At 37.4% G+C, this 13164-nt stretch carries 13 protein-coding genes and 1 pseudogene; 2 read left to right on the top strand and 12 right to left on the bottom strand.

Translation table 11 applies throughout. The annotated features are described in order from the left end of the window. The 8 genes and pseudogenes from VK90_RS18330 to VK90_RS18295 form a co-directional block, all read right to left on the bottom strand. Positions 1-1301, bottom strand: a pseudogene (locus VK90_RS18330) (DNA translocase FtsK); the annotation flags it as partial. A 157-nt stretch (positions 1302-1458) separates the two neighbouring features. After that, the gene (locus tag VK90_RS18325) at positions 1459-2412 is read right to left on the bottom strand and encodes an N-acetylmuramoyl-L-alanine amidase (protein ID WP_048374336.1); all 954 of its coding nucleotides are present in this window, start codon (positions 2410-2412) and stop codon (positions 1459-1461) included. Positions 2413-2453: 41 nt separating this feature from the next. Next, positions 2454-2798, bottom strand: a complete 345-nt coding sequence (locus tag VK90_RS18320) for a hypothetical protein (RefSeq protein ID WP_048374335.1) — start codon at positions 2796-2798, stop codon at positions 2454-2456. 301 nt (positions 2799-3099) lie between these two features. Further along, positions 3100-3714 carry a YtpR family tRNA-binding protein gene (gene ytpR / locus VK90_RS18315; protein WP_048374334.1) on the bottom strand — a complete coding sequence of 205 codons (615 nt, stop codon included), beginning with the start codon at positions 3712-3714 and terminating at the stop codon, positions 3100-3102. Continuing rightward, on the bottom strand, positions 3711-4523 hold the full coding sequence (locus VK90_RS18310) for a DUF1444 domain-containing protein (RefSeq protein WP_025150600.1): 813 nt from the start codon (positions 4521-4523) through the stop codon (positions 3711-3713). The genes ytpR and VK90_RS18310 overlap by 4 nt, the downstream gene beginning before the upstream one ends. Positions 4524-4602: 79 nt before the next feature. Further along, positions 4603-4917 (bottom strand): thioredoxin family protein, encoded by a 315-nt coding sequence (locus VK90_RS18305; RefSeq protein WP_000838192.1) that lies wholly within the window; start codon positions 4915-4917, stop codon positions 4603-4605. 84 nt (positions 4918-5001) lie between these two features. Beyond that, a complete protein-coding gene (locus VK90_RS18300) occupies positions 5002-5511 on the bottom strand; it encodes a DUF84 family protein (protein WP_048374333.1) in 510 nt (169 codons plus the stop codon). 524 nt (positions 5512-6035) lie between these two features. Next, entirely contained in the window at positions 6036-7109 is a 1074-nt protein-coding gene (locus VK90_RS18295; RefSeq protein ID WP_002173825.1) for a M42 family metallopeptidase, read from the bottom strand. A gap of 148 nt (positions 7110-7257) precedes the next feature. Here VK90_RS18295 and VK90_RS18290 point away from each other — a divergent pair, with 148 nt between their 5' ends. Then, positions 7258-7569 carry a PepSY domain-containing protein gene (locus VK90_RS18290; RefSeq protein WP_000118537.1) on the top strand — a complete coding sequence of 104 codons (312 nt, stop codon included), beginning with the start codon at positions 7258-7260 and terminating at the stop codon, positions 7567-7569. A gap of 159 nt (positions 7570-7728) precedes the next feature. Here the strand turns inward: VK90_RS18290 and VK90_RS18285 are convergent, their stop codons facing one another. Together VK90_RS18285 and trmB are read right to left on the bottom strand one after the other, a co-directional pair. Next, positions 7729-8583, bottom strand: coding sequence for a YtnP family quorum-quenching lactonase (locus tag VK90_RS18285; RefSeq protein WP_048374332.1), 855 nt, complete (start codon positions 8581-8583; stop codon positions 7729-7731). Between the two features lie 64 nt (positions 8584-8647). Continuing rightward, positions 8648-9301, bottom strand: a complete 654-nt coding sequence (trmB, locus tag VK90_RS18280; protein WP_025150604.1) for a tRNA (guanosine(46)-N7)-methyltransferase TrmB — start codon at positions 9299-9301, stop codon at positions 8648-8650. Positions 9302-9565: 264 nt separating this feature from the next. Between trmB and VK90_RS18275 the strand changes: the two genes are divergently transcribed. After that, positions 9566-9844: a YtzH-like family protein gene (locus VK90_RS18275; RefSeq protein WP_002112336.1), complete on the top strand. Its 279-nt coding sequence runs from the start codon at positions 9566-9568 to the stop codon at positions 9842-9844. Positions 9845-9848: 4 nt separating this feature from the next. On the opposite strand, the gene VK90_RS18270 is transcribed toward VK90_RS18275, so the two are convergent. Both VK90_RS18270 and pulA read right to left on the bottom strand, forming a co-directional pair. Then, positions 9849-10646, bottom strand: a complete 798-nt coding sequence (locus VK90_RS18270; RefSeq protein WP_002077574.1) for a phosphotransferase family protein — start codon at positions 10644-10646, stop codon at positions 9849-9851. Positions 10647-10896: 250 nt separating this feature from the next. Continuing rightward, complete coding sequence (pulA, locus tag VK90_RS18265) at positions 10897-13038, bottom strand: type I pullulanase (RefSeq protein ID WP_048374331.1); 2142 nt, start codon at positions 13036-13038, stop codon at positions 10897-10899. Between the last annotated feature and the right edge of the window lie 126 nt (positions 13039-13164).

The following is a 13164-nucleotide window of genomic DNA, read 5'->3' as shown; positions in this document are numbered from 1 at the left end:
TCTTCCTTAGATTCCTCTAATTCCGCAACTTCTGCTTCTTCCTTAGATTCCTCTAACTCCATAGCTTCTGCTTCTTCCTTAGATCCCTCTAATTCCACGGCTTCTGCTTCTTCCTTAGATTCCTCTAATTCCACGGCTTCTGCTTCTTCCTCAGATTCTTCTAATTCCACAGCCTGGGCTTCTTCTTTAGATCCCTCTAATTCCACAGCTTCTGCTTCTTCCTTAGATTCTGCTTCAGAAGCATCTGGTATTTCTACAATGATCGTTTCTTCAAGCTTTTCATCTGCTTTTACAATCACTGCATCTTCTAAGGACTCTTCTTCGACTTGATTTGCTACAACTTCAACAACAGTTTCTTCTATTTCTGTATTACATTCATTTTCTTCTGTTAATATCGAATCCACGTGCTCTACTTTAGAACCTACTGATTCTTCTTGTAAAGTTTCTTCGTTATCTTCTGTAGATGATAACGCCACTACATCTTGCTCCTGCTTCAAGGCTTGTACCGTTGTAGCCTCTTTTTCCATATGCTGTCCTACTGTTTTATGAAGCTGATCATCACTCTGGCTTTCTTCTAATGAAGGGGCTTGACGTTCAACTTCATAACCGTTTTTCTCTAACCATGCATCCACAACCGATTTTTCTTCTACTTTATTACTTCGTTCGTTCACTTCGTTCTTAACGGATGAACTCCCTTGTAGCCCCCTCGAAAAGTCGGATAATGTATATCCCTTTTTCTCTAACCATGCGTCAACGACAGCTTTTCCTTCAACGGATATTTCAAGATCTTCTCTTTCCTCTTCTTCCGCCTGTACAACCTTCGTTTCTACTGAAGGACGATTGTATCCATAAATCGGAGAAATCATTTCTGTTGGACGAAATGGTCTACGGTTACTTTCTTGTGACGGTACAGATGCTTTTTTTACGACAGGCTCTCGTTTCTGTTCATATTGCACTTCCGGCTCTTCATATGTAGGGACTGCTTTTTCCACATATGGTCGTCTGCTTCTTTCCACTTTTATTCCTCTTTGAGTAGGTTGTTCTTCATATGTTCCTCTTTGAACAGATTGTTCTTCAAAGCGGGGTAATTCTCTTACATCCTCCTCATCGAAGCCATTGTCTGGTATTAATGGAAAACGGCATTTCCCTGCATTCCGACTTGCCATTTGTGCTTCTCTTGCTTCAGTGTAGTGGTTTACACGAGGAATTTTCGGCTGACTTTCAATTTGTTCCGGTACTTCTTTATTCATCGCTGTTTTTTCTTCCTCTTTGTTAAACAGCTTTTTCATCCAATCTAACATGTTTACCACTCTTTCTACTAAATAGTAACATCCTTTATTGTATCAGCATTCGGCAAAAAGTGCAGGTAAAATTAAGCACATTAGATTTATCCATAATATTCTAATTTACGAGTGTTTTGCATATAGAAAAAAGCAACCTTTCATATAAGGCTGCAGTTTAAGCTTTATTTTTTCGATATTCATCTACACTATCCGTTACGCTTTGTAATAAAGAATTTACATACTGTGGGTCAGATAATTTTTTGTCTTCTTCTGGGTTTGACATAAATCCGAGTTCTAATAGTACTCCAGGCACTTTCGACCAATTAAATCCAGAAAGGTCATCTCGAAATTTAATTCCATTTACTTTCACCTGATGATTTTCCCTCATTTTATTTACAATTGTTTGAGAGATTTGAAGACTTTCGGCATAGATTTCTTTCGTATATTGATTTCCTTCTGCTGGCGTCAATACAGCAAATCCACTTTGATTTGGATTTTCAGAACCATCCGCGTGAAGACGTAAAAATAAATTCGCCTTATGATCATTCGCGAATGTCGCTCGTTCCTTATTACTTATATCAACCTCATGTGACGTTCTCGTCATCAATACTTGTATACCTTTTGCTTCTAGTTTTTCTTTCAATATAAAAGCCATTTCTAATACAAGAACTGATTCCCTCTTTTTCGTTACAATCCCTGTCGTTCCGTCTGTTACTTTATATTTTTGCGTAGTTGCTCCTGGGCCAATCGGTTCTAAATTTAAATTCGCTTTTTGTTGATGCCCTGGATCAATTACAACGAGAAACTTTCCTTGTTTCTCATTACTCTCTACTTTTTCCTCATTATTTTGCGCTGGGTGCTCAGTTTGCTGCGTAGGTAGGACTTCTTCTTTTTTTTCTTGGGCCGGCACTTCCTCCTGCCTAAGCTCTGCTTGTTCACTCATTTGAATAGATTGTGGCTCTTCTTTCTTTTCTTCTTCCTGCTGCTTTTCTACCGGTGCGTCTTCCTTGTTATCTTTGCTTTTTTCTTGTACAGAAGATGTTGTTTCTTTTTGCAGTTGTTCTTGTGAACAACCTCCCATATATATTCCAATGACTGCAATAGCACACATTATTTTTATATACTTCATTTTTCTCCCCTATCACTTTGCACCGGACTCAAAGCATTTTCTTATAGATTTTTTATAACCTCATCCATATTCCCGATATGAATAGGTTGCCACGTTTCTGTACCGCGCTCTGCCGTATAAACTGGATAAGTATCCTCATCCACATTAACGAAAATAGGATCTCCCATATCCGTTTCATATCCAATAACAATCCATCCTTCTTGCCATTTTCCACTTTCTTTACTTATTAATGAATTTTTATGTTTATCATACCGATAACCAATTTGTCCTTCTTCTAATTCATTTTCACTAAATACATATATTTCATAGGAACCCAATTCAATATCTTGTTGTTTTGAAGTTTCAATTCGTTTCAGAAGTTCTGCTACTTTTAGTTGTTGTTTCATACGTCTATCCCCTTCTTTTTTCTAAATTTTAACTAGATTGTTTATAAAATACAATATAGATTTTAAGAAAAACAGTCACAAATAAAATAAGGATGTCCCATCAGTCGAATTTCCGACTAGGTGACCTCCTTACTTTCTCTTATACCATCTTGAAATTATATTAACAATGTTCCAAATATATCTATCGTAACTTACAATATATCAACGTTTCGACAAGGAATATCGAATTACAGACAAAAGTTCACAAAAACAATAAAAGAGAGGCTATCCCAAAAGGACACCCTCTCTTTTATTACATCAATTAAAACTTAAATTCTTGTCCAACTTCAAAGCTATCTTCTAATACAAGAATACCTTTTTCTTGTGGAGCGTCTGGAAGCTCTAACTCACGTGCAGAGCAAATCATTCCTGAAGAAGGAACACCACGAAGCTCAGCAGGTTTAATTAACATACCGCTTGGCATTACAGCACCGATTTTTGCAACAACAACTTTTTGTCCTGCATCAACGTTTGGTGCACCACATACGATTTGTAATGTTTCTGTGCCAATTTCTACTGTACAAATGTTTAGTTTATCAGCATTTGGATGTTTCTCTTTTTCAGCTACATAGCCTACAACAAATTTCGGCGAAAGATCAGCCTCTACTGTTTCTTCAAAGCCATTCTTCGCTATAATTTCGTTAATTTTCTCTACAAGTTCTTTCGTTAATGTAAGGTTACCTGCTTCTTTTACTTCTAAGTAAGAAGATGCATTAAAGATGTTGAATCCTGCTGTTACATTGCTTTCACGGTCATAAACACGAGCAACATCTCCTTTGCGGTCAAATGTACGGTTTTCTAAAGTAATATCTTGTAAGGTAACAATTAAAGTGTCACCAATTCCTTCAAGGTTGTAAAAAACGTTCACTTCGTTCATCCTTTCTCTTTTCCATCTGTCTTCTTCCGATTCTTCGCTAAAATAAAGATTGGTTCGAAGTCTCCATCTTCATATACGAATGAAAGTGATGTAATCGGAACATGCCCTTCGGCAAAAAATTTCATTGTCATTTGTGCAATAATATCATAACCGATTTCGTTGACGATATCAGCAATAATTAATACATCTTGGTGAGGAACAGCAACAACCATATCACCAGAGATTTTTTCACGCATCGATTGTAGTAACGATTCGTTTAAAATACGACTCGCATCATACCCATCATTTGTGTTTAAAAAGTAGAATGTATTACCGGCTACTGTATCCTGTTTAAATTCATAACCTAATGAACGAGCATTAAATAGTGCCATTTCACGTACTTGTTGCTCTGTAAGTTCTAATTTTTGTAATAAACGCTCATCAATGAGTCGATACGTTTTATTAGAATCTAGCGCATAGTAAATACGTGTTTCCGCCGTATGATCCGTCATAATAAACGGATTTCCTTCTTCTGCTTGTTTTGGGAAAGAAGTAGAGCGAATAACAGGTAAAATTTTTGCCGTGCTATTTTCTTCTTTATGCATTGCAATTAGCGCTTCCTGTACGTAATAAGCGACCTCTTCAATCGCTTTTTCTTTGTTCACTTCCCATTTTGCCACTACTCCTGGCAGTGATACGTTAATACCTTTTTTCGAGTCTTTTTGTTCAATACGAAGAACTTCTTTCTCGCTATCATAATGAAAGTCCCATTCTGGTCGAGATAATTTCTTCATTAACTCGTCTTTCATCTTTTTACTTGTCATCTTCATCTCTTTTTCCTCCCTTCCAAAAAAATAACCTCCCCCGCGAAGGTAGAGGTTGTTTTTACAATTCAATTGGCTAATTGTCTTATTTTAAACCTTCAATAAACTCTTCGATTTGCTCTTGTGTTTTACGGTCTTTGTTTACATAGCGTCCAGTTTCTTCACCTTTATTGTACGCTACAAAGCTCGGAATGCCAAATACGTCTAATTTCACGCATAGATCAATAAACTCGTCACGATCTACATAGTAAAATGAGAAATCACTATACTTCTCTTCTACTTCTGGCATAAATGGATCAACGAAACGGCAATCCGGGCACCATTCTGCTGAGAACATGAAGACTACATTCTCTTCATTTTTTAATTCTTGGAATTGTTCCATGCTTTCTAATGATTTCATCTATATTTCCTCCTCTAACGAGTGCACTTTTTTCACACTATAATCTTTTCTTTATACTACCATACATCGCGCACGGTGCAAGGTTTATGCTTGCTTTTCATCATACTTATATTGCCCAACTAGTAACTTAACAACGTGTACAAATAATTCCGTTCGGTCTACATAATCATCTGTAAAAATACCGATGGCACCTTCGTGACTACGAATATCTTTTCGCTGCACAAACTCTTCCATCACTTCACTTAGCTCTTTTCCTTCTTCAAGAGATGCTAAAAAATCATCTGGTAACTTAATACGTGCCCCGCCCGCAACAAATGTTTTACCGTCAATCGTCGCTAAGGCACCCCAGTTACACATAAATAACCCATGCTCCGTTTTCATAACGCCGCCTTCGAGTCCAATACCGATATGAGCTTCACCTTCCTGCAGCGCTCGCTTCGCTCTATTAATCGCCCCTTGCATCGTTTCTTCATCTGAAAATGGCTGAGCTGATACTCCTGACGGAACAGAAAGAGACATAACCGTCACATCTGTCCAAACCTTCTTCACAGCCCCAACCTTCGTCTTATTCTTCGATCCAACTACTACCTTCATCTCGTTCACCCCTATATAAATTCACACTCATATTCCTTCTACAATCAAGCTTTTCACTTTCACGCCTTCAAAACTTCGAGCCTCGAACATAAAAACAGGCTTACTCTCTCTTCATACCTGGGGTTTATACGTGGCGCGAGCACCCATTTGGCACTGACCGCTACCACTCATCGATGGGTCATCTATTCAACCAAAAAAAGAAAGAACTTTTCCAAAATCATTCCCGGCCCCTAACATTAAAACAGACTTACTCTTTCTTCTTATCTGGGGTTTATAATACATCGCTCGAGCACCAATTAAGCACCAACCGCTACCTCACATCGATGGGTCATCTATTCAACCCAAAAAAGAAAGAACTTTTCCAAAATCATTCCCGGCCCCTAACATTAAAACAGACTTACTCTTTCTTCTTATCCGGGGTTTATAATACATCGCTCGAGCACCAATTAAGCACCAACCGCTACCTCACATCGATGGGTCATCTATTCAACCCAAAAAAAGAAAGGCTCTTCAGCCCTTCTTCTTTAAGCGTTATCCTTAATCGTCTCTAATGTCGTTTTATCCGTCGCTCTCACAAGCTTCGTAATTAATTCCTTCGCAGCTGCATAATCATCAACATGCAAAATCGAAGCATGTGTATGAATATAGCGGGCACAAACACCAATTACTGCTGATGGGATACCGGAGTTACTTGTATGTACACGGCCCGCATCTGTACCACCTTGTGAAATAAAGTATTGGTACGGAATATTATGAGTTTCTGCTGTATCTAAAATAAATTCACGCATTCCTCTATGCGTTACCATCGTGCGATCATAAATACGAAGAAGAGCTCCTTTTCCTAATTGACCGAACTGCGTCTTATCACCAGATGCGTCATTTGCTGGACTTGCATCAAGTGCATAGAAAATATCTGGTTGGATCATATTTGCAGCAGTTTGTGCTCCGCGAAGGCCTACTTCTTCTTGTACAGTAGCACCAGAGTATAATGTGTTTGGTAATGTTTCATCTTTTAATTCTTTTAATAATTCGATTGCAAGGCCACATCCGTAACGGTTGTCCCAAGCTTTCGCCATAATTTTCTTCTCATTTGCCATCGGCGTAAACGGGCAGATTGGCACGATTTGTTGTCCTGGTTTTACACCAATTTCAATCGCATCTTCATAACTATCTGCACCTATATCAATTAACATATTCTTTATATCCATTGGTTTTGCACGTTGCGCATCACTTAATAAATGCGGAGGAATTGAACCAACAACCCCAACAACAGGACCATTCTTCGTCATAACTTGTACACGCTGAGCTAATAGTACTTGGCTCCACCAGCCACCTAACGTTTGAAAACGAAGCATCCCATTTTTCGTAATTTGCGTAACCATGAAGCCTACTTCATCCATATGACCTGCTACAAGAACGCGTGGTCCAGTTTCGTCCCCTTTTTTCAGACCAAATACGCTACCTAAACCATCTTGAACAATTTCATCCGCATATTTACTTAATTCTTGCTTCATAAAGCGGCGTACATCATGTTCAAAACCTGACGCACCTTGTAATTCTGTTAACGTACGAAATAATTGTAATGTCTCTTTATTCACGAAGTCCCCTTCTTTCAAACCTTAGTAGAATACCTCTTTTATTGTAACGAAATTTTCGAAATGTTTCTAGTTTCTTCTTTTTTAGTTGCGTTTGCATTATAATTATTATTGGTACACTATTTTTATTTTATAGAATTGAGGTGAATATATGAGCTGGAAAGGTTTAGTAGCAGGTCTTGGCGTTGGATTCGCAGCTGGTTATTTCGTTGCAAACAAAGTACAAGAACAATCCCATATTTCTTCAGAAAAAGCATTGAAAATGGTGAAACAAGCATTAAGTCATAAAGGTGAAATTACTGGCTCTTGGGTACATATGGTTCCAGAGACGTTTGAAAAATATGATGTCGCGTATGAAGTTTATCGCGGTGGTCTTACAACAATGTTAGATGATATACAAGAACGATTTGAATTTTTAGTTGATGCTAAAACAGGTACTGTTTTAGAGGTTATAGCAGCATAAAAAAGAGGTTTCCCATTAGGTAAACCTCTTTTTTTCGAAAAATGTACGATAGTAATTGAAATTATATCGCGTTTTTTAAAATATATCGATTTACCGACAAAAGCTGACAATAATAAGAGGAGGCTGTTCCAACAAACATTTTTGGACAACCTCCTCTTATTATGCTTCTACACTTGTTTTTCTCTCTACCTTTTCTACGATATGCCCTTCCTCATCCCACTTCACAGCGCGATAATATGCATCATGATAAAAAGTAAACCACGCCTCTTTTTCAGCACCATACTTCATCCACTTTTGCTTATATTCTATTGATGTCATCGGATAATCATCGTATGCCATTACCCATAATACATTTTGATGTGCATGCGTTGGCAGAAGGTCCGCTAAATGAAGCATCGTTTCTCCCTGGCTTTCAAGGATGATAACGGCATGTCCATCACTATGACCACCCGTATGCGCCATCTTTATTTCATCCGTAATTTCTATTTCTTGCTGAAAGGTAACAACTTTATCTACGATTGGCTCCCAATTTTCCTTCCAATATGTATTACGCGATCTAATATTCGGATTTCTCATTTCATTCCACTCAGTCTCACTTACATAAATCGTTGCATTCGGAAACGCCGGAACAAGATAATTTTCCTCCCATTTTGTTAAACCAGATGCATGATCAAAATGGAGGTGCGTCATTAAAACATAATGAATATCCTCAGGCTTTAGTCCGAGCTTTTCTAAAGATTCATAAACCGATGATTCTTCTGTTACACCTTGATTTCGCTTCATTTTCTCATTCAATTTATCATTTCCTATCCCTGAATCAATAAGCATGTTTCCTTCTTTCGTTTGCAAGAGTAACGGATCTGTTCGTAAATAAATATGATTTGTATCATTATGTTTATATTTGCGTGACCAAAGTACTTTCGGCACAACTCCAAACATTGCACCTCCATCTAAATGTGTATTCCCGCCTTTTAGCCATGTCACTTTTATATTTCCAATTTGTAACTGTTCCATCTTCCATCCCCCTTTTAATTTTAACACAAGATTCTGATTATTCATCATATAAAAAACCTATGCATTACTGCACAGGCTCCGTACGATATTTCGCTTCCACTCGGTAAATACGATGACCTTTACTAGAGAATTTCTCTTCGTACTCTGTCATAATGTTTCCTTCATAATCACTATTATGAAGATCTAGGCTAAGGTAAGTTAATAACATACCATACTCAGCCATACTCATAAGAGAATATTCAAATAAACCTTGGTTATCAGTTTTGAAATGAATTTCTCCGCCCTCTACTAACACTTCTTCGTAATTGCGTAAAAATGTTTTATATGTTAAACGACGCTTCGTATGACGATTCTTCGGCCATGGATCTGAGAAGTTTAAATAAACGCGGTCAATTTCACCTTTTGCAAAGAAAACTGTTAAATCTTCAGCATCTTTATTAATTAACTTTAAGTTTGGTAATTCTTCTTCAATTAATTTATCAAGCGCATCTACAACGACACTTGTGAATTTTTCAATTCCGATATAGTTAATATGCGGATTTGCTTTTGCCATATCATACATAAAGCGACCACGACCTGTACCTACTTCAATATGAATTGGTTGTTCATTTCCAAATACTTCTTTCCAGTTACCAGCTCGCTCCTCTGGATTTCCAATTACGATATGTGAATACTCATTAATTCGATCCATTGCATAAGGTTTATGTCTTAAACGCATAGATGTCTCCCTCTCTTTACAAAACTATTTTAAAGGAATGATTCCTTCTGTCTGTTTTAATCAATCTATCAAACAAAAAACCAAGTACGTACGAGCACTCGGTCCGTTTCTTTCAAGTATAAGATGTACCATTTTGATAAAAACTACATACAGCATTAAACGAAACTCCGATGTTTCGTTAGCCAATGATTAACTACTCCATGACGAGCAGCTTTTTCTCCTACATGTTCCAAAGAGAACAACAATCGAAAGGATGATCCGTTCATGCCAATTAATCAACAGCATCAATTAGAAGTGTTAAAAGATATTTTAATCAACCATCAAAGTGATTGCTGCGGGACAGTTTCTGAATGCGAGCAATTAGAGCGCCTCATTCAATCGTTACTCGCAAACGATAGTATAAGTAGTGACGCTAAAGCAATGCTAAACGATGTATATTCTTATAGTCAATCGGGTAAATCTTCCTCTAATTTGGACAACCATATTTCCAATAATCAAGAACAACTTACTCAGTGGATTGCTGGAATGGACAATTTTTCTTAATACTTTATTCTGAAGCAAGTAGTTGCTGTAAATATTGGTGCCAATATTTAGCTTCTGCTTGCTGCTTTTTTGTTGTGTGCCATTGAATAGATAAAATCGTTTGTGCTATAACATACCATCTCATACGCCTAAGCAATGATTCATCCAGTTCAACATCATAATATCCGAGCCACTCACTCCATTCATGGCGCGGAACATACCAATATAATAACATACCAAGGTCTAAAGCTGGGTCAGCAATCACAGCTCCATCCCAATCAATTAAAAACAATTCATCTTCATCCGACAATATCCAATTGTTATGGTTTACATCACAATGGCATACAACGAATTCATCGTACTCAATATCTTTTAATGACTCAGTCAAATATTGAAGACCTTGTTGAATTGTCTCATCGACTCTTATATCTCCTCTTAAAACAAGCTGTAATTGTTGTAATAACTCTTGCGCATGAAGCGGCTGCTTACCAAGCCGTTGAATCATCTGCACAAGTGCTTTAGAAGAGTGTATTTTCTTCAAAAGTTTCGCAACACGTTCTAGTTTCATATCCTCCGGCTCTAGCTTCTGTCCCGGAAGCCATTTTTGAGCGGAAATTACATCACCATTCGTTACCCTTCTTGTCCAAAGTAATTTTGGAACAATTCCTTCTGCTGACAATACCGCTAAAAAGGGCGATGTATTCCGCTTTAAAAATAACTTTTGTTGTCCGTTTTGCGCAATATATGCATCGCCCGTTACTCCACCAGCCGGTATAAGACTCCACTCTTTTCCTAATAATTGTTCCAACCATTCCATATTCATTACCCGTTAACAAATCCTTATCTTTTATAGTTATGAAAAGAAAAACCGCAACATTTCTACACATGTTGTGGGTTCATATATATTTTACTGTAGTTGAATGAAAAGAAAACTTGGCATAAGCCGAAAGTAGGACAAATCGCCTACTCTTCTAGTTTATTTTACAAAACCACTCGTAGAATGACAACTTCTCAAAATCGTCACCTTTGTCAATTCTACATTTATTACATTCTCATCGTCAAGTAGCGATTTGTCACATTATCGTCAATATATACGTGCTAGTTGGAGCCATTTGAAGTTCCTTTCCTCTAAATGAAGAAATTGGCTGTACTTTCGCTTGTTTTTCGTCTACTAACACATGCCACGTTTCTTCTTTAGGGAGTTGGACTATTTCAGGTTGCAAACTGCTATTGAATAAAACGATAATCTCTTTCCATGGCCCAAAAGATTCTACGTGTTGTAAATGGTATGCAAGGACTTCTGTGGATGTTTGTAAAAAAGTCATATACTTTTTTATGAGGTCAGCATTTTGTAATCGAAATGCCCCATGCTCCTTCCGAATCGCAATTAACCCTTTTATATAATTAACTGTCTCCATCTCTTTCTCTTTTTGATCCCAATCTAATCGATTAATTTCATCAGTGGCATTATAACTATTTTCATTTCCGTTCTTAGTACGATAAAATTCTTGCCCGGCATGCAAGAAGGGAATTCCTTGTGAAAGGATAACCATTGCGGTTGCTAAACGATGACGCTTTTTCAAAATTTCTTCTGATTCTTGATTGCTACGCACTAGTTTATCCCACATCGTCATATTGTCATGACATTCTACATAATTGATGCTTTGCACTGGCTCTAGAAACAACCCTGTTTCTTTCACACTTAAAAGACTACCACCTACTATATACTGCAAATGATTACAGTCTACATGCCCACCAAATGCGAAGCCGCGTTTATTTATATTAAAAGTACTTCCTTTTATCCCATCACGAAATTGATCATTGAACTGCGCGATATGTGGCATTTTATTTGCATTATTTAACGTAGCTTTTTCCTCAAGAGGAAGCGGTGTTTGTAAATCCCATCCTTCTCCTAATAACAGTGCATCACGCTTTATTTTTCGTACTTCTTTTTCTACCACATTCAGCGTTTCAACATCTAAAATTCCCATTAAATCAAATCGGAACCCATCAACATTGTATTCTGTAAGCCAGTATAAAACAGACTCTATAATAAATTTCCTCATCATTCTCCGTTCAGATGCTATATCATTTCCAACTCCCGTCCCATTAGACGGCATACCATCCTTACCGTGCCTGAAATAATATCCTGGCACCAATTTTTCAAATGAAGATGTCTCTCTTTCATATATGTGGTTATATACAACATCTACAACAACTCGGATGCCGTGTGCATGAAATGTTTCAATAAGTTGTTTACACTCTACTATCCTGTTATACGGATTAGAAAGGTCTGTAGCATAAAATCCTGTTGGAGCATTGTAATATAATGGATTGTAACCCCAATTATATGCGGAGGAAGGATTCGCCTCATCTATGCCACCGAAACAATATAAAGGCAATAGCTCAACATGTGTAACACCTAAATCTTTTATATGAGATAATCCCGTTAACGTTCCATTTCGTCCCGTCGTTCCCTCTTCCATCAACCCTGTATATGTCCCTTTTTTATGCACTCCACTATTTGGGTGAATAGTAGCATCACGAATATGCAGTTCATACAATATGGCATCTGTCATTGACTGTAATGGTGGCAATTGTTCTCGTTTTATTACATTTGTCTTTTCCAAATCGATAACAACGCCATATTTCCCATTTACAGTCACTGACTTTGCGTATGGATCTACCGCTTCATTCCATATTAAATTAATACAAACAAGAAATGTATATTGCGCTCCGTCTAAATCGCCTTGTAATGTCTGAATCCAAACTCCGTTTTCTTCCCTGTACATTTCATGATCGGTATATTCTTTATCACTTTTATAAATTCTTACTTTTGCAAGCCTCGCAGTTGGAGCCCACACTTTAAATGTTGTTGCTTCTTTTTGATACACAGCACCTAAATCTGTACCTTCGTAATAATACTTCTCATCGAAAATCGCTGTTCGAATCACAGCACCTATTTGTAAATCTGTTTCTTCGTTCCGTTCATCTCGTACTGTATAATACTTCCCCACATCTAGCGGCTCTTCTATAAAGCACTCATACTTCGTTGCATCCGGAAGTGCGATAGTATGAGCAATCGGTAAATCTTTCACATTGTTTCCTTCTTGTAAACGAAATGTCCGACTTGTTCCATACGCATGTGGGAGCAAAATTGTAATTTTATTCATTTCATCTAAATAAGCATCAAATGGACGTTTTACTTTCAACATAAAAAATCACCATCATCCTCAAAATTAAAATAAAGTGAAACCTTAATGAGGAAGGGATTCATCCTCCACTCATTATTAGCCCCCACCAATTGGGCCTTTACGATCAGCAAATGATAAGGCTTTTCT

Origin of the sequence: Bacillus sp. LK2, from assembly GCF_001043575.1 — a bacterium.
Classification (GTDB): Bacteria; Bacillota; Bacilli; order Bacillales; family Bacillaceae_G; genus Bacillus_A; species Bacillus_A paramycoides.
This window is presented reverse-complemented; position numbering and strand designations above follow the sequence as displayed.